Raw genomic sequence first — 17039 nt, 5'->3', positions numbered from 1 at the left:
TGCTTATTTGCTCTCTTCCGACCGATAGCTGTGGGGAACCCAGGCACCCCATTTAGCCTCGTAGATAGCTTTGTTCTGCTCGAAAAGCGCTTGCCTGTCGGCACTGCGCAGTTTGTTGAAGGAGGCAGAAAGGTGGTGGTGGATGAAAACGTCTTCGGCGCAAACGACGGAGTAGCCGAGAAGTTGAATCCTGCGGCAATAGTCATCGTCCTCGAAGAAGCCACGGCCGAAGGCTTCATCCAGTGGCCCTACTTTTTCATAAATGCTGCGTGGTAGCATGACGCAGAAGAAAGCAGCTGTATGCAATTTATGTAGTTGGCCAATATGTGCGCGGGTGTATTTTTGCGATTCTGAGATCATTTCTTCCATTGTTGAATAGTGGATCTGAATTCGTGCTTCATTCCCAATATTATTGGTGACTGGACCAATGATGCCAAGTGTGGCGTCGCGTTCCAGGTGGCGATAGAGGGTGCTCACCCAGCCAGGGGTTACAAAGGTGTCGTTGTTGAGAAGCACCAGGTAATCGCCGCGGGCTATCGCTAAGCCCTGGTTATTGGCAGCTGCAAAGCCCAGATTGTCGTTATTCAACTGCAGGCGGCGGTTGTCGGCGCGATCGACCCAGTTGCGAAGATATTCGGGCGAGCCGTCGGCAGAGGCATTATCGACGACAATGATTTCTAGGTTAGTATAGTTTGAATGTGTGTCTAGGCTCGCTAGGCAGGCTTTGGTCAGTTCCAAGTTGTTGTAGGTCACTACGATGACGCTGATCAGGGGCCCTTGGTCGGCAGGGTTTTCGATTTCTTTAATCAGTAATTCTGCTCGATGGGACCATGTCTGATTACGGGCGAATGCTTGGCGTTCAAGTATGTGCTGAGGCTCTTCAGCGTTGTCCAGAACCTGGCTGATGGCAGCCAAGAAGGCGTCGTGATCTGCGGCTGCGTGTACCAGATTTTCGAACTGGCGAATTTCTGGTAGGTCAACGGATACGACAGGCTTGCCTGCGCTCAGGTACTCGTAAACTTTGACCGGGTTGGTCGCCAGCGTCAGCGGGATGACCTTGAATGGCAACAGGCATACGTCGAAGGCGTGTAGGTATGCGGGTAATTCAGCATAAGGTTTTTCACCCGTAAATACGACATTTGGGTATTTGGAAAGTTGTGCCTTTGCATTAACGGTGTCTGCGCCGATCAACAGGATCGTGTGTTCCTGGAAACGTTGTGCCAGCTTTTCAGTCAGTTCAACATCGAACCATTCTGCAATGGCTCCATAATAACCGATAATTCTTTTCGAAGCAGGATCTCGATAAACATGTTCAGGTGCATTGGCGAAGTGATCAAACTCGCCTGCGTTGCGAATCAAGGCGCGCTTGGATGTACTCTTGCCGACGAGCTCATCCAACCAGGATGACGTGGTAATTGTCAGGTCGGAGTGGACCACCAGCGCTTTTTCGATGGCCAGCATCTCTTCCGAGACGTTCCCAAAGCCTTCATGATGGTCCATGCAATCATAGACCACCTTGCTATTGGGCAGGACAACCGCTGTCTCATACCAGAATGGATGCTGAATGACCGAAACTAGCGAGTTTGTGTCGGCCCATTGAAGCATGCGGCCAATTGAACCTCGAAGCTGCTCTGTAGTATCGACGCCCGCCGGATTATAATAAATCGCTGGGGCGCCTTTGGCGTGCAGGTTAATCTGGAACAATCGACCGGCGTTATCCAGCTGTTCGACGCTGAAGCCGTCTTCAGCTGTATCGACGAGGTTGACGGAGATGTAGAAGACCCGTCGGCCCGCATTTGCCAGTGCTTGGGCCAGTTGTTGCGGGCGCTGGTGGCGGAAGTGCCAGTCGATCACCCCCCAGAATATGTAGTCAGGTACGTCATGCATCTGTGGAGCTGGCTGGATCCCTGGCCTGACGGTGTCGTGAAGAGCTACTGCTGTGCCGAGGATCGGTGCTGAGTGCCCACGAAGCTTGTGATATAGCGAGAGGGACTGATTTCGCACCCTAGCTGGCATTGGCATTGCCTTAAAGCCACGTTTCAGGACTTGCTTGAGCTTGAGCCGGTCTTGCGGTTGTACACCGTGTCTTGCAAGTCGTACGGCAAGGCGCAGGGGGGAGGTAATGCTCCAGGAGTGGCTGTTCAGTATCAGTTGGTGTTGCTGCTGCAGTTGAGCATGCTGGCTCGATAGATGGGTCAGTTGATCCTGGAGAGTTTTCTCTCGTTCAGATGACGCGTCAAGTGCAGCCAGTGCCTGAGCGAGCTCCTTATTGCTTTGGTTTAATTGGTCGAGCGTATGCCGAGTTTGTTGGAGAATATCCAGATCATTGGATTTCATCAGCGTCCCTGTGGTGCTTTCGATTTCAATCTGTCCCAGTGTTTGCTCAGAGGCGAGTAGTCCTTTGTTGGTGGTGTAAATCAACAGGGTTTGCTCGCCTGGCCAGTAGCTGGGTATCCTATCTGCGGTGCTTGTGGTGCGGCAATGGACAAGTGTCCATGGTCCGATGAAAAAGGGAATGTTGTTGTAGTCAAATGTGTAAAAGTGTTCTTTTATTCGCTCGTGCTCCCGAAAGGGCAGAAGCAGGACTACAAATTGTCTGGCGCGGTTCGCTACCTTTCTCAGGACCGTCCAGGGTGATTCGAAGTGCTCCAGAGTATTAGAGGAAAATACAATGTCCCACGAATCATCTGTTTCCTCTTTCAGGAAATCGGCGCATAGAAAGTCATGTTGGGGGTAGGTTTGGCGCGCTTTGCTTATTGCTTCATGGGAGAAATCAACGCCAGTGATGTTTTTGATCCCTAGTATCTTGGCTAGACTGTCCGTGCCATCGCCTTGAGCGCAACCCCAATCACAGATGCTCATGTGGCTATTTTCGTTGTAATCCAAGAACCAAGACGGCATGAGTTCAGCTGCTATGGTGCTGAAGAACTGGCTTTGTTCTCGCCCTTGATTCTCTTCCCAGTCATTAGAGAACCTATAGTCCCAATAGTTTAAAGAGTTAACTTCGTCGGTAGAAGAACCGGTTTCACTGGTAGGTTTCATGGCGTGCGTTATCCTATTAGTCGACTGGGTTCGACGTTATTGCAAGAGCCATTTTTGGCATGAACTGGCCAAATGGATTGCTGGGGAATGCGGACGAGAAATATTGTGCGCCTTCGACATATTCGTAGTAATGAATGCTAGCAGACGATCGGTTCTCCACTGCAGCAACAAGCAGGTATTCCCCGGATATCAAGGAGTTTTCAAACTCGAAGGTGACTTCTTGTGGTAGGTTGACCTGGCCGAAATGCTGGTCATGGTTCCAGGTGCTGCCAACGATGAGGTCGGTGCCGGCCAGGTTTTTAAGTGAGAACGATACTGAGAGTCCCTCGCAGGTGGGTAGCATATCAGGGCGGAAACGGATCTTTACCTGCATGGGTTCATAATCGCTGAAAACGTTCTTTTGCGCGCCATCGCAATCGAACAGTCCTGCGCTTAGCACTACGCCGACATGGGAGCCCCAGTGATTGATCGGTTGGTGCCGCGACACGACCGAAGGGGAGGGATCAGCAGTAACCGCGCCCGTTGCAATTGTGCCTGGTTCGTTATCGCTGAACAGGTGCTCAGTGTAGAGGGCAGTAATCATGAATACGTCGCCGATACCCCTTACTGTGCCTTTGTCGAGCCAAATCGCACGATCACACAGTGTGCGCACTGCAGCAACGTCGTGCGAGACGAATAGGATGCTGACACCCGATGCTTTCATCTGTTTGATGCGATCCAGGCATTTCGCCTGAAAGCGTGCATCTCCAACAGAAAGAGCTTCGTCAACCACCAGTATGCTGGGTTTCGTATGGATTGCTACTGAAAATGCAAGCCTGACGTACATGCCTGAAGAGTAGGTTTTCACCGGTTGGTCGATGAACTCACCAATTTCCGCGAAGGTTTCGATAGCGGAGAACTGTAGATCAATCTCCTCTCGGCTCAATCCGAGAATGGCGGCGTTGAGGTAAACGTTTTCCCGTCCCGTGAATTCTGGGTTGAATCCCGCACCCAGCTCTAGAAGGGCGGCGATACGCCCTTCAATGGCAATTTTTCCTGATGAAGGATTAAGTGTGCCGCATAACATTTGCAGTAATGTCGATTTTCCTGAGCCGTTGCTTCCGATAATACCGACAGTTTCTCCTGCCTTAATGTCAAATGTTACATTTCTCACCGCCCAGAATTCTTGGGCATAGTTGCGGCGACCCCGGCTTAGCATCTGCAGCAGGCGCTGGTGGGGTTTCTCGTAAACTTCGTAACGTTTACAGAGGTCGTTGACCTTGATAACGGCTTCAGAGTACATCGGCAAATCCTTTGCGGGTTTTTTGGAACCAGGCAAAGCCGCAAATAGCCATCAGTGTGCCCAGTAAATAAAGCCATGCAAGAGCGGAATAGTCCGGCATTATGCCGAATGTGAGAACGTTTCGGCTTTGCTCAATGAGCGCTGCCAGTGGGTTGATTCGTAACCATTCATGATATGCGGGTGGGAGAGCTGAAATGGGAAAGAATACGCCAGACATAAACAGCAAAATAGTAGTTAGCATTGCTGTGATTTGGCTGACGTCTCGAAGGTAGACACCAAGGGATGCAATCAGCCAGCTGGCGCCGAGGGTTGCGAGGGCCAGGGGGGCAAGTACGATTGGGAAAAGCAAGGCGGTAGCTGGAATGGAGTGGTTAAGTAGCAGCATGGCCAGCAAGAGGACGACAAAGTTGATGGCTGCATGAAATAAAGCTGATAAAAAGGCTGCGTACGGTAGGATTTCGAGTGGGAATACTACCTTTTTCACATAGCTGACATTGGATGTGATCAGGTTAGGTGAGCGGTTCACGCACTCGGCAAAAAGTCCGTGTAAGAGAAGTCCAATGTAAAGAATGATTGCAAAATCCGACTTGCTTTCTTCGGATGATGTCCCCCAGCGCGCCTTGAAAACAACTGAGAATACAAAAGTGTATATAAGTAGCATCAAGACCGGGTTGAAGAAGGACCAGGACAGGCCTAGGATCGAACCTCGGTAGCGATCAAGGACTTCTCGTCGGCTCAACTGCACGATCAAAGATTTATTACGCCAAAAGCTCTTGGCCATTTCCAGTGGGGAGGCTGAGTAATTCTGCATTAAAGGGAACGCTCGATCCTGTTTTTCTGAGTGTGGCGTAAACTGTCGGGTGCTCTGGCTGTCTGGGCTGTGTCACGATGCCGGAGGCTAGGGTATACAAATGTCGCCTAGTGAAGGGCTGACGCTCTAGTACCATCCTACTAACCTAATGTGCGCAACGCTAGCTTGCCTCACAGCGTTCAGTAGGATGGGGCGCCTACTACCTACTAGATGTTTCGCCAAACCAATGTCGTCAGCGGTTGCCGCCTCTGGCGCCGGGGTGTGGATCGTTTCACTGGTCGCAGGGTGAGGGGCTGCGATGCGGGAGGCGCTGCTATCGACTGTCAAGAATTTTCTGCAAAAAACATGCCTGGGCGAGTGCTTTTGTGTAGGTTTTGGCTGCGAGATCACTCTTCTGACGAGTGAAATGCGATTTCCTTCCTGTCGCGCGATGGTAATGTGCCAGGAATGTGCGACGAGTATCTGGGTGGCGTTGCTCATCATCCTTTTGCCTATGACTGCCAAGCGGATGCGGTCATTTTGCAAATCCATTCGTGAATACCCGGTCATGGTGAAAATCGCCATGTTACCACGTGCGTGGGGGGCAGTCGGTAGGCGGGTGGCTGTGGTCGATCTGATCTGGCGATGCCTGACTGCTGGTGCGCGGGGTTTACGACGCGTATCTTGCCGAGCAGGGACATACCTGTACAATACAAGGCTTTGTGAGGCTGGCTGTGCGTCAGACTCCCAGGCGCTGCAGCCGAATCGGATTTCAAAACCCTCAAGAAAAAACGCACTGTCGACATCATAGGAATGATCTGGAAAATATGGCTATCTTAGTAACCGGTGGCGCCGGATTTATTGGTGCAAACTTTGTTCTGGATTGGCTCGCGTTATCAAACGAGCCTATTATCAATCTTGATAAGCTTACTTACGCTGGGAACTTGCAGACGCTGGACAGCTTGAGTGGTAATACAGGGTATATCTTCGCGCATGGTGATATTGCCGACAGGGCGCTGGTGCGCAAGCTGTTGGACGAACACAAGCCGCGTGCCGTCCTTAATTTCGCAGCAGAGTCACACGTTGATCGCTCAATCCATGGTCCCGAAGATTTCATTCAGACCAATATTTTCGGTACGTTCCACCTGTTAGAGGAGGTTCGTGCATACTGGAGTGGGCTTGAAGATGATGGGGAACGAGCAAATTTCCGTTTCCTGCATGTATCGACCGATGAGGTCTATGGTTCGTTGAAGGCTGGCGATCCGGCGTTTACCGAGACTCATCGATATGAGCCGAACAGTCCATACTCGGCTAGTAAGGCCGCTAGCGACCACCTTGTCCGTGCGTATCATCACACTTACGGGCTGCCCGTGCTGACTACTAATTGCTCGAACAATTATGGTCCTTTCCATTTTCCGGAAAAGCTGATCCCGTTGATGATCGTCAATGCGTTGGCGGGCAAGGCACTACCCGTTTACGGGGACGGCCAGCAGATTCGCGATTGGTTGTATGTCAAGGATCACTGTAGTGCAATCCGGCGTGTGTTGGAAGCTGGCATTGTGGGGGAGGTCTATAACGTGGGGGGCTGGAACGAGAAGCCTAACCTGGAGATTGTTAAGCGAGTCTGTGATTTGCTTGATGAGCTGCAGCCTCGTAGCGACGGTGGTAGTTATGCTGAGCAGATTACTTTTGTTGCCGATCGGCCAGGTCACGATCGTCGTTACGCCATTGATGCGCGGAAACTTGAGCGTGAGCTGGAGTGGACGCCCGCAGAGACCTTTGAAACCGGCATTCGCAAAACGGTGGAATGGTATCTACAAAATCAGGCCTGGGTAGAGGGCGTGCAATCAGGAAGTTATCGGGACTGGGTTGCGAAAAACTATGATGGGCGCGCGAAGTGAAGATTCTCTTGCTCGGGAAGGACGGGCAGGTAGGATGGGAGTTGCAGCGAAGCCTGGCGCCTTTGGGGGAAGTGCTGGCCCTGGGCAGGAACAGCCAGGGCTATTGCGGCGATCTAAGCGACCCCGAAGGTGTTGCTGCTACTGTACAGACATGGCAACCGGATGTGATCGTTAATGCTGCGGCCTACACTGCTGTGGACAAGGCAGAGAGTGAGCAGGAACTTGCTTTCCTTGTCAATCACAAGTCGGTCGAGGCTCTTGCGCGATCGGCGTGTCTCTGTGGTGCGCTGTTAGTACATTACTCCACGGACTATGTCTTTACTGGGATGGGTGATACCCCTTGGCGAGAGGATGATCCTGTAGGACCGATAAATGTTTACGGGCAGAGCAAGCTGGCTGGAGAACAGGCTATCGAGGAGGCGGGGTGCCGTTACCTGATCTTCCGGACAAGTTGGGTTTATGCTGCGCGGGGGGGGAACTTCCCTCGAACCATGCTCAGGCTCGCGGCGGAGCGAGAGTCGCTATCAGTTATTGATGACCAGTATGGAGCACCTACTGGTGCTGACCTGATTGCAGATGTGACTGCACACGCTATCCGTGAGGTGCTTCGTAACCCGTCCCTGAGCGGTACGTACCATCTCTCTGCGTCCGGTGAGACGAATTGGTATCAGTATGCCGCATTCGTATTGCGGCAAGCGGTGGCTGATGGCTTAATTCTCAAAGTGACAGCTGATTCGCTGAAAGCCGTATCCACGAATGCTTACCCAACTTCCGCCAAGCGGCCCGCGAATTCACGTCTGGATACGTGTAAACTGCAGGCTGCTTTGCACCTCAAGTTACCTGACTGGCGTTTCGGGGTGGCAAGGATGCTTATAGAAATTAACGGGAAATAGAGGCACATGAAGCGTAAAGGCATTATTTTGGCAGGAGGGTCGGGCACACGCCTGCACCCCGCAACGCTTGCAATTTCCAAGCAACTGCTACCGGTTTATGACAAGCCGATGATCTATTATCCGTTGACGACTCTGATGTTGGCGGGTATCCAGGACATTCTGATCATCTCTACCCCGCAGGATACTCCGCGTTTTGAGCAGCTCTTGGGAGATGGCGAGCGTTGGGGGCTAAATCTCAGTTACGCTGTCCAGGCCTCTCCGGATGGATTGGCTCAGGCATTTCTGATTGGTGAAAAATTTATTGGAAATGATCTTTCAGCTCTTGTGCTGGGTGACAATATTTTCCATGGCCATGATTTCCATCACCTTCTGTGCAGTGCCATGACGCGTGAGGTGGGGGCAAGCGTGTTCGCCTACCACGTGCATGATCCTGAGCGGTATGGCGTGGTCGAGTTCGATGCGCAAGGCATGGCGATCAGCCTTGAGGAAAAGCCCGCACAGCCCAAGTCCAACTATGCCGTAACAGGATTGTACTTCTACGATCGGGATGTAGTTGATATAGCCAAGGCAATCAAGCCTTCGGCGCGCGGTGAACTTGAAATTACCGATCTGAACCGGATCTACCTGGATTGTCAGAAATTATCGGTTGAGATCATGGGCAGAGGTTATGCTTGGTTGGATACAGGAACCCATGATTCTTTGATGGAGGCCAGTCAGTTCATTGCCACCTTAGAGCACCGTCAAGGGCTTAAAGTGGCTTGCCCTGAAGAAGTAGCCTATCGCCAACATTGGATCACAGATACCCAGCTTGAGAGGCTCGCTGAGCCGTTGGGTAAAAATGGCTATGGCCAGTATCTTAAGCGATTACTTCAAGAGAAAATTCGTTAACTGTATGTTGCAACCCACCCGCGGGTGTTACGTTTGTTCGGGTGGGCCTACAGTGGGGGGCGGACTCCTGAGCTCATTTTAGGCAGTTTTGCGACCTCCACTGTATCGCTCGGTGAGTGGGTACTGAACGCATTTTTGGGGCAGGGAATATTTCGCTGTCCCAATTACCTGCGACCACGAGGTACAGGCGGTAAGCTTCGAGCGTCTCAGGGAGTTCGTATGCTTCGGCGGTATGTGGGCGGCGCATTGCTCCATCCTTCTTCTTTTTCCGCTGCATAAACTACAAGGGCGACGCCGATGGTCGCCATGTAGGCTTGCCAATGGTGTCCAGCATGCGTCTTTGACCAGATAGCGGCCTTCAAGGTGCGCTCGGCACGTTAAGTTAGGCTGTCCGCGCCACGATCTCAACTCTTTGAATGGGCTGGGAGTGAAAGGCGTCTACCTCCCTACCTGAGGCCGGTTGCATAGGTGATGTCGCATGTTCGTCTCCGATCGAGGCTACCACTCAGTTGCTTTGTGGTGGTGCTGGACTCCCAAGAGCTGACGACCGCTTGGTGTTCAACTGCGACCGGTATCACATGCAACCAGTGATTACTTAATGAGATGGTCACCCCGGCACCCTGCGAGGCGTACGCTTTTGCAGGGTGTTTTTTCTTCGGAGACCGTCATCATGAGCACCGTGACACTGATCGACATCGACATCGACATCGACAAACATACCTTCCACCTGCATGCCCAGGACAAGTTCGGCAAAGAGGTATCGCGCAAGAAGTGCTCAAGGTTGCAGATGATGCGGTTTCTGGCCAATCATCCTCCCTGCACGGTGGTGATGGAGGCCTGTGCCGGTTCGCACTATCTGGCTCGAGAACTCACGGCGATGGGGCATGAAGCCAAGCTGATCTCGCCTCAGTTTGTTAAGCCTTTCGTCAAGAGCAACAAAAACGACTTCGTTGATGCGCAAGCCATCTACGAAGCTGCTTCCCGGCCTTCCATGCGCTTTGTGACGCCAAAATCGCCTGAGCAGCAAACGCTCTCTGTTTCTCATCGGATGCGTGAATCATTGATCCGCGACCGAACCAAGACGGTGAACCAGATGCATGGGTTCCCTGTAGTGCTGCACCGTGTTTCACCATCAGGTTTTGTGATAGCTGTACAACAGATGAAACTAACGGCCGATCGGCCTGATTCAATACAGCGAGCACTGCAGGCGTTACTGATGCCAGCGCACATCTTTATAGCTTGATCGAAACTGCCAAGCCAACGACCAAGAACTTTATGCTTGGCGTGCGCCACGCACTGGAATGCTTGCCGCAGGCGTCCTCGGTTGAGGATTACGAAGCCTTTCTGCCGTGGAACTGCGGGCCCAATGTGTATCGCTGACACACCACTCCGAGATTTAAAAGTATGCGATCCATGAACCCCACCTACCGCCAGATGGGGGCTCGGTTTACCGTGGCATCTCCGGTAAGCAGTTCCACGGCAGCAGCGCTTCGTAATCCTCTACCGACGAGGCATGCGGCATCCGCTCCAGTAAGTGGCGCAGCCACGTATAGGGCTCTTGGCCGTTGACCTTGGTGGTCTCGACCAAGCTGTAGATCTGCGCACTGGCCGTAGCTCCCTTGGGCGTGTCACTGAACAACCAGGCTTTACGCTCGATGACAAACGGCTTTATCGAACGCTCCGCCAGGTTGTTGTCGATCGGCAAATGGCCAACCTAGACATAGCGCTTCAACCGGCTCCAGTTGTTCGCCAGGTAATGCACCGCCTTGCCCAAAACACTTTGCGGTGTGACCTGGGGCTGCGTTTTATCCAGCCAGCTTTTCAGCTTTCCGAGAATCGGCAGGCTTCTTTCCTGTCGACCGATGAACCGCTGTTCATCGCTGGCATCCTTGAGTTCGCGTTCGATGCCATACAGCTTGTTGATCATGGTCAGCGCCACATCGGCTCGCTAGGTCTTGCCCTTGGGTTGCACCTTCTGCGCCTCGACGAATTTGCTCCGGGCATGCGCCATGCACGCCAGCCGTTCAATGCCGGGCTGTAACGCCAACGCGTTGTAACCGGCGTAATCATCGGTCATGACATAACAGCGGTAGCCCTCCAGCAGGCGCAGTGGTACCTCCTGCGCACGGCTGGTGGTGTAGTCGAATAGTACAACTTGTCGATCGGGCGACCCACTGGCCTGCACCCACATCCACGACTGACGGGTAGATCGCGATCCAGTTCTTTGAGCACCTGCACCCGCGTTTCATCGCAATGAATCACCGGACTTTCAAGCAGGCGCTCGCGCATCAAATTCAGCAGCGGCTGGAAATGCTCGCTGCACTGGATCACCCAGCGGGCCAGGGTTTGCTGTGGAATTTCGATGCCGTGCCGGGACAGTACGCTTTCAAAGCGGTGCAGCGGCAGGCCATCGACATACTTGGTGGTCAGCAGCATGGCCAGCACGCTGGGGCTGGCTATGTTCTTTTCGATCAACTGGGCTGGCTTGTCGGCAGTGACCGGCGCGCTTTCACAACCCCGGCAGCCGTAGACCTTACGTACGTGTTTGAGCACACGGATCTGCATAGGCACGATATCGAGCTGCTCGCTGATTTCCTCGCCAATCACATGCTTGCGGCAACCGCAGGCACAGGTCTGCTCGTGCTCGGGCAAGTCGTGAATGATTTCAATGCGTGGCAGGTCAGCCGATAGGGGTTTACGTTTGCCGCGTCGCTTGGTCGGCGCAACGACAGTTCCTGGACGGTCAGCACAATGGGTTCATCGGTGGCATCGGGGGATGTTTTGAAGTGTTCGGCTTCGAGGCGTTTGAGCCAAAGACAGAAGTCGTTGCGCTCCCAATACAACACCTTGATGCGGTTGCGGGCCTTGTTAAGGAAAACAAAAAGCACGGGGTCGACCACGCCGACCTTGATATCCAGTTCGACCAGAGCGGTGAGGCCATCGATGGACTTTCGAAAGTCCACGGGCTTGGGTAGAGGTAGACTTTTTCGACTTTGCTGTCAGGTAGCATCATGGCGGGCGGGCTCCAGAATGAAATCGGGAGAGCAGCATCGGGAATCAGGTGGGCGCTTGGAATGTGGGGATGATGGATCCCTTACCATTGATCGCTCAAACTTGTGCATTACGTGTATGATGCGACGCCTTGATGATTCATGGCATTTTGGCATCATATTTCAAATAAAAATAAATCTCATTTGTATCGGTGTGTCTTGAAGTCTCAAGATTGTCACAAGGCTGCCGATACAGAGTTAGATTCAATGGATACCGCGTGAGCAAGTAGCGCGAGAAATGGACGAGTGATTCAATGATGTCGAAGTGGCTGTCGAAGTCCCCCTATCTGGTGGCTTCCGTTGTATTTGTAGTGGCGTTGTACGTGCTGTGCGCTGTTGATAACTGCGCCTGGTTCGAATCCTCGACCTTGAAATGGCTCGTCACCGAACAGATTCTGAGCACGAATGAGGACTCCTTCCTCGAGGTGCTGTCGGCGGTGCTATGGGCCGTTGCGTTTGGTGTGTTCTGCAGCCTGTTCATGCGCTCCCGCTCCACCGTGGAACGCTGCTGGCTGGCCCTTTACGCTGCGGTGAGCTTGTTCGCGTTCGGTGAGGAAACCAGCTGGGGCTACCACTGGTTCAATTACGCTGACGCAGTACCCTTGCTGACCACGCACAATGCCCAGGGCGAAACCAATCTACACAATATCAATGTGGCGGAAATCCTCGGTCTCAGCCGTGAGGCGACCTACTACTACTACCTGGAAAATGTTTCGCACCTGCTCAATCCTTTGTTCTACCTCTTCCTGTCCGGCCTTTGGTTGGGACTGCCGCTGGTGAAGATGTCAGGTGCGTTCAAATCGCTGAACTTGCTACGCGATATGCCCGTTGCCAGCGTGGGTTTCCTCGCATTTTTCCTGCTCCACTCGGTGTTCTTCATCTTTGTCGATGTGGTGCTGTTCAACGTGGGCTTTATCTACGAAATGTTTATCGCGTTGGCTGCGCTGCTGGTGGGGCTCGACATCGCTCGAGCCAATGCAGCGGCCGACACCGCAGACGTTCATGGTTCGGCGCTGGCCGGTGCGTGAGTCTGTGTGAGTGGTCTTCACACGATTGCCAAGATGCCGAGCGATAGCCTTGCGTGTTGTTGAGATGGAGCGTCGCTCGCGCGGCGCCTCGTCTGCTACTCCAGTTGCCATAGCCAGTACCCATCTCGGTTTTCGTGGAGACGGTGCGTAGAAACCATGCGTGCTGTCGTCAGTTGTTTCCCTTGAAGGGCGATGACAGTGAGTCCTGCGGTGTAGGAGGCGGCAAATCTGCCTGACAGCTCCTCGTCCGCATGCCCTGCCAGGCGGGTTTTGCCCGGTGAACTGCATCTTCAATCACGTTGATTTTTGCAACACTTGCGCCGTCGCCTCCGGATTCACCCCTTGCTAGCTTGAGCGGGCAGCCACGGAAACGCTGCCTACCCATTGAGCCAAAGGAGTGAACATGATGCGCAATATTGTCCTTTCCCACCTGCTGCTTCCGCTATTTGCAAGCCTGGCTTTTTCCGCCACTGCCGCGCCTGCGGCAACGCCTGTCGATCCCGCGCCGGTGGTGGCGACTGGTCTGGCCACCGCCACCGAACCTACAAAACTGAACCTCAACAACGCAGACGCCGCTACCCTGCAAAAGGCGCTCAACGGCATCGGCAAGACCAAGGCCGAGGCCATCGTGCAGTACCGCGAGACGCACGGACCGTTTGCCAGCGTGGATGAATTACTGGAGATTCCGGGTATTGGCAACGCCTTGCTGGAGCGCAATCGTGAAAGATTGACGGTCGAATAGCTTCAATCAGTTCAAGCCGGCCGATCTTGCATCGGCCGACCTCAAGGGGATATCAGCGATCCTGCGCATCCTTGGCATCCGCCTCGGCATTGCGTTCATGCACTTTCTTCAACTGCTCCTCGGTCAACGGCAACTTCTTCGCCGTATCCCGCAGCATCATCAACCCGCCGACAATCGACCCGAGAGCAACAAGCAGTATCAACCAGGCATACCAAGGCATCGAGATTCTCCTGAAAGCGTACAGGGCACCGCTTACATGGCATTCGAGCCATTGCCGCAGCCGTTGGTTCAATTATAGGAGTCGCCCGCGGCCGGGCCAATTCTCATGACCCACGGCCCCCAAACCCCGCGCCACTTCGTTTACAATGCGCGCCGTTTACGACTTGCCAAGAGACCCTGCCCATGTCCGCCTGCCAGACGCCCCTGATCGTCGCCCTGGATTTCCCCACCCGTGACGCCGCCCTGAAGCTGGCCGACCAGCTCGATCCCGCCCTGTGCCGGGTCAAGGTGGGCAAGGAACTGTTCACCAGCAGCGCCTCAGGGATAGTCGAAACCCTGTGCAGCCAGGGCTTCGAAGTGTTCCTCGACCTCAAGTTCCACGACATCCCCAACACCACCGCCATGGCGGTCAAGGCCGCGGCCGAGATGGGCGTGTGGATGGTCAACGTGCACTGCTCCGGTGGCCTGCGCATGATGTCGGCCTGCCGTGAAGAGCTGGCCAAGCGCAGCGGACCGCAGCCGCTGCTGATCGGCGTGACCGTGCTGACCAGCATGGAGCGTGAGGATCTGGCCGGCATCGGCCTGGATGTCGACCCGCAGGAGCAGGTACTGCGCCTGGCGGCGCTGGCACAGAAGGCCGGCATGGACGGTCTGGTGTGTTCGGCTTTGGAAGCGCCGGCACTGAAGGCGGCGCACCCGTCGCTGCAGCTGGTGACTCCGGGTATTCGCCCGGCGGGCAGCGCCCAGGATGACCAGCGCCGGATTTTGACCCCGCGCCAGGCACTGGACGCCGGCTCCGATTACCTGGTGATCGGGCGTCCGATCAGCCAGGCGGCAGATCCGGCCCAGGCGCTGGCTGCCGTGGTGGCTGAAATCCGCGGTTGATCAGGGATCGTGGGAGCGGGCTTGCCCCGCGATGGCGTCAGCTCAGGCAATCGCCATCGCGGGGCAAGCCCGCTCCCACAACGCTGATCTCAGACCTTCAGCACCAACTTGCCGAAATTCTCCCCGCTGAACAGCTTGAGCAGCGTCTCGGGAAAGGTCTCCAGTCCCTCCACAACATCTTCCTTGCTCTTCACCTTGCCGCTGGCCAACCAGCCGGCCATTTCCTGCGCGGCCTTGCCGTACTCCTTGACGTAGTCCATCACCACGAAGCCTTCCATGCGCGCACGGTTGACCAGCAGCGACAGGTAGTTGGCCGGGCCCTTGACCGCTTCCTTGTTGTTGTACTGGCTGATGGCGCCGCAGATCACCACACGGGCCTTGAAGTTCAGGCGTGACAGCACGGCATCGAGGATATCGCCGCCGACGTTGTCGAAGTACACATCCACGCCATTGGCGCATTCGCGCTTGAGACCGGCCAGCACATCCTCGGCCTTGTAGTCGATGACTCCGTCGAAGCCCAGCTCATCCAGCAGGTACTGGCACTTCTGCGCGCCACCGGCGATGCCCACCACGCGGCAGCCCTTGAGCTTGGCGATCTGCCCGGCAATGCTGCCGACCGCGCCGGCGGCGCCGGAGATCACCACGGTTTCGCCGGCCTTGGGCTGGCCGACATCGAGCAGGGCGAAGTAGGCGGTCATGCCGGTCATGCCCAGGGCGGACAGGTAGCGGGGCAAGGGCGCCACGCGCGGGTCGATCCGGTGCAGGCCCTGGGGTTCGCCGGTGAAGTAGTCCTGTACGCCAAGGGCGCCGCTGACATGGTCGCCGGGCTTGTAGTCCGGGTGCTTGGAGCTGACCACCTCGCCGACGCCGAGGGCACGCATGACCTGGCCCAGGCCCACGGGCGGGATATACGACTTGCCTTCGTTCATCCAGCCGCGCATGGCCGGATCCAGCGACAGGTAGAGGTTCTTCACCAGTACCTGGCCTTCGCCCGGCTCGCTGGCGGGCACCTGCTCGTAGGTGAAGTCGTCACGACGCACGGCGCCGACCGGGCGCTTGGTCAGCAGGAAACGGCGGTTGGTGTGGGGCATGGCGGGTTCTCCTGAACGAGTGTGAGGGGCTGATGATCGGCGGGTTGAATGGGCCGCGTCACGCAAGATCACCGCGAACGATAGTAGTCCAACCGTGCCCTTGATGATGCTGCCCAGCCCAGCGGTGCCCTGACTAGACTCAGCCACGACTTCCCATCCTTTTGCAGGAGCCAGTGATGAGCATGACTTTCTCCGGCCAGGTTGCCCTGGTCACCGGTGGCGCGGCGGGTATCGGCCGGGCGACGGCCCAGGCATTCGCCGCCGAAGGGCTCAAGGTGGTGGTGGCCGACCGTGACGCGACCGGCGGTGAAGCCACCGTGGCGCTGATTCGCCAGGCTGGCGGCGAGGCGCTGTTCGTCGCCTGCGACCTCACCCGCGACGACGACGTGCGGCAGTTGCATGAGCAGGTCATCACGGCCTATGGCCGGCTCGACTATGCCTTCAACAACGCCGGTATCGAGATCGAGAAGGGGCGCTTGGCCGAGGGCAGCGAGGCGGAGTTCGACGCGATCATGGGGGTCAACGTCAAGGGTGTGTGGCTGTGCATGAAGTACCAGCTGCCCCTGCTGTTGGCCCAGGGCGGCGGCGCCATCGTCAACACCGCCTCGGTGGCAGGGTTGTCGGCGGCGCCGAAGATGAGCATCTATGCGGCGTCCAAGCATGCGGTGATCGGCCTGACCAAGTCGGCGGCCATCGAGTATGCGAAGAAGGGCATCCGGGTCAACGCAGTGTGCCCGGCGGTGATCGACACCGACATGTTCCGCCGCGCCTACGAGGCCGATCCGCGCAAGGCCGAGTTCGCCGCGGCGATGCACCCGGTCGGGCGCATTGGCAAGGTTGAAGAGATCGCCAGCGCGGTGCTGTACCTGTGCAGCGATGGCGCGGCGTTCACGACGGGGCACAGCCTGGCCGTCGATGGTGGCGCACTGGCAATTTAGGTCATGCGATGATCGTCTAGGGATTCTCCGATCAAGTCAGAACAGGCCGCTCGACCTGTGCTGAAATAGCCCTCCGTTCAGCCCCCTACAAGCCTTGCCCATGAGTCAGATGAGCTTTTCCGGTTTCGAGTACGCCGGTAAGCGCAAGCAAACCCGCCATGAGCGTTTCTTGGCCGAGATAGAGCAGGTCGGTAAGCGCTCCATGAACCCCACATTCAAAGCGCTTACCTGATCCCCGATGCTGTGCTCCCGATTTCTTTCTGGAGCCTGCCGACGATGATGCGCCCCGA

14 protein-coding genes and 3 pseudogenes are annotated in these 17039 nt (G+C 55.4%); 9 read left to right on the top strand and 8 right to left on the bottom strand.

Translation table 11 applies throughout. From position 1 onward, the window contains the following. Nucleotides 1–3 precede the first annotated feature (3 nt). The 3 genes from AC25MA_RS14985 to AC25MA_RS14975 are packed head-to-tail and all read right to left on the bottom strand — an operon-like array spanning nucleotide 4 to nucleotide 5135. Nucleotides 4–3042, bottom strand: a complete 3039-nt coding sequence (locus tag AC25MA_RS14985) for a glycosyltransferase (protein ID WP_486972163.1) — start codon at nucleotides 3040–3042, stop codon at nucleotides 4–6. A 16-nt stretch (nucleotides 3043–3058) separates the two neighbouring features. Next, nucleotides 3059–4324: an ABC transporter ATP-binding protein gene (locus tag AC25MA_RS14980; RefSeq protein ID WP_486972162.1), complete on the bottom strand. Its 1266-nt coding sequence runs from the start codon at nucleotides 4322–4324 to the stop codon at nucleotides 3059–3061. Next, complete coding sequence (locus tag AC25MA_RS14975; protein WP_486972161.1) at nucleotides 4314–5135, bottom strand: ABC transporter permease; 822 nt, start codon at nucleotides 5133–5135, stop codon at nucleotides 4314–4316. Before AC25MA_RS14975 ends, AC25MA_RS14980 begins: the two co-directional genes overlap by 11 nt. An 806-nt stretch (nucleotides 5136–5941) precedes the next feature. Here AC25MA_RS14975 and rfbB point away from each other — a divergent pair. From rfbB to AC25MA_RS14950, 5 genes and pseudogenes are all read left to right on the top strand, one after another. Then, complete coding sequence (rfbB, locus tag AC25MA_RS14970) at nucleotides 5942–7015, top strand: dTDP-glucose 4,6-dehydratase (RefSeq protein WP_486972160.1); 1074 nt, start codon at nucleotides 5942–5944, stop codon at nucleotides 7013–7015. Then, on the top strand, nucleotides 7012–7908 hold the full coding sequence (gene rfbD, locus AC25MA_RS14965; RefSeq protein ID WP_486972159.1) for a dTDP-4-dehydrorhamnose reductase: 897 nt from the start codon (nucleotides 7012–7014) through the stop codon (nucleotides 7906–7908). Before rfbB ends, rfbD begins: the two co-directional genes overlap by 4 nt. A 6-nt stretch (nucleotides 7909–7914) precedes the next feature. Next, complete coding sequence (rfbA, locus tag AC25MA_RS14960) at nucleotides 7915–8796, top strand: glucose-1-phosphate thymidylyltransferase RfbA (RefSeq protein WP_486972158.1); 882 nt, start codon at nucleotides 7915–7917, stop codon at nucleotides 8794–8796. Nucleotides 8797–9466: 670 nt separating this feature from the next. Next, complete coding sequence (locus AC25MA_RS14955; RefSeq protein ID WP_486972157.1) at nucleotides 9467–10039, top strand: IS110 family RNA-guided transposase; 573 nt, start codon at nucleotides 9467–9469, stop codon at nucleotides 10037–10039. Further along, nucleotides 10015–10176 (top strand): annotated as a pseudogene (locus tag AC25MA_RS14950) (transposase domain-containing protein); the annotation flags it as partial. The gene AC25MA_RS14955 and the pseudogene AC25MA_RS14950, both read left to right, overlap by 25 nt. Before the next feature lie 67 nt (nucleotides 10177–10243). Here AC25MA_RS14950 and tnpC read toward each other — a convergent pair. Together tnpC and tnpB are read right to left on the bottom strand one after the other, a co-directional pair. Continuing rightward, a pseudogene (gene tnpC / locus AC25MA_RS14945) lies at nucleotides 10244–11541 on the bottom strand (IS66 family transposase); the annotation flags it as partial. 41 nt (nucleotides 11542–11582) lie between these two features. Continuing rightward, nucleotides 11583–11759, bottom strand: a pseudogene (tnpB, locus tag AC25MA_RS14940) (IS66 family insertion sequence element accessory protein TnpB); the annotation flags it as partial. Nucleotides 11760–12100: 341 nt separating this feature from the next. Here tnpB and AC25MA_RS14935 point away from each other — a divergent pair. Together AC25MA_RS14935 and AC25MA_RS14930 are read left to right on the top strand one after the other, a co-directional pair. Continuing rightward, nucleotides 12101–12874 (top strand): hypothetical protein, encoded by a 774-nt coding sequence (locus AC25MA_RS14935; protein WP_486972156.1) that lies wholly within the window; start codon nucleotides 12101–12103, stop codon nucleotides 12872–12874. Nucleotides 12875–13280: 406 nt separating this feature from the next. After that, complete coding sequence (locus AC25MA_RS14930) at nucleotides 13281–13616, top strand: ComEA family DNA-binding protein (RefSeq protein ID WP_486972203.1); 336 nt, start codon at nucleotides 13281–13283, stop codon at nucleotides 13614–13616. Between the two features lie 52 nt (nucleotides 13617–13668). Here AC25MA_RS14930 and AC25MA_RS14925 read toward each other — a convergent pair whose 3' ends face one another. Next, nucleotides 13669–13836 (bottom strand): DUF2897 family protein, encoded by a 168-nt coding sequence (locus tag AC25MA_RS14925; protein WP_065414470.1) that lies wholly within the window; start codon nucleotides 13834–13836, stop codon nucleotides 13669–13671. A 182-nt stretch (nucleotides 13837–14018) separates the two neighbouring features. Between AC25MA_RS14925 and pyrF the strand changes: the two genes are divergently transcribed. Then, the gene (gene pyrF, locus AC25MA_RS14920; RefSeq protein WP_486972155.1) at nucleotides 14019–14720 is read left to right on the top strand and encodes an orotidine-5'-phosphate decarboxylase; all 702 of its coding nucleotides are present in this window, start codon (nucleotides 14019–14021) and stop codon (nucleotides 14718–14720) included. An 89-nt stretch (nucleotides 14721–14809) separates the two neighbouring features. Here pyrF and AC25MA_RS14915 read toward each other — a convergent pair whose 3' ends face one another. Further along, nucleotides 14810–15811, bottom strand: coding sequence for an NADP-dependent oxidoreductase (locus tag AC25MA_RS14915; RefSeq protein WP_486972154.1), 1002 nt, complete (start codon nucleotides 15809–15811; stop codon nucleotides 14810–14812). 176 nt (nucleotides 15812–15987) lie between these two features. Between AC25MA_RS14915 and AC25MA_RS14910 the strand changes: the two genes are divergently transcribed. Further along, nucleotides 15988–16749: an SDR family oxidoreductase gene (locus AC25MA_RS14910; RefSeq protein WP_486972153.1), complete on the top strand. Its 762-nt coding sequence runs from the start codon at nucleotides 15988–15990 to the stop codon at nucleotides 16747–16749. An 85-nt stretch (nucleotides 16750–16834) separates the two neighbouring features. On the opposite strand, the gene AC25MA_RS14905 is transcribed toward AC25MA_RS14910, so the two are convergent. Beyond that, a partial coding sequence (locus AC25MA_RS14905; RefSeq protein ID WP_486972206.1) for a hypothetical protein occupies nucleotides 16835–17039 on the bottom strand: 205 nt, incomplete at its 5' end.

It is taken from the genome of Pseudomonas sp. P65(2024), from assembly GCF_057480955.1.
Note: the sequence above shows the minus strand (reverse complement) of the source record. Positions and strands in the feature narration are given on the sequence as shown.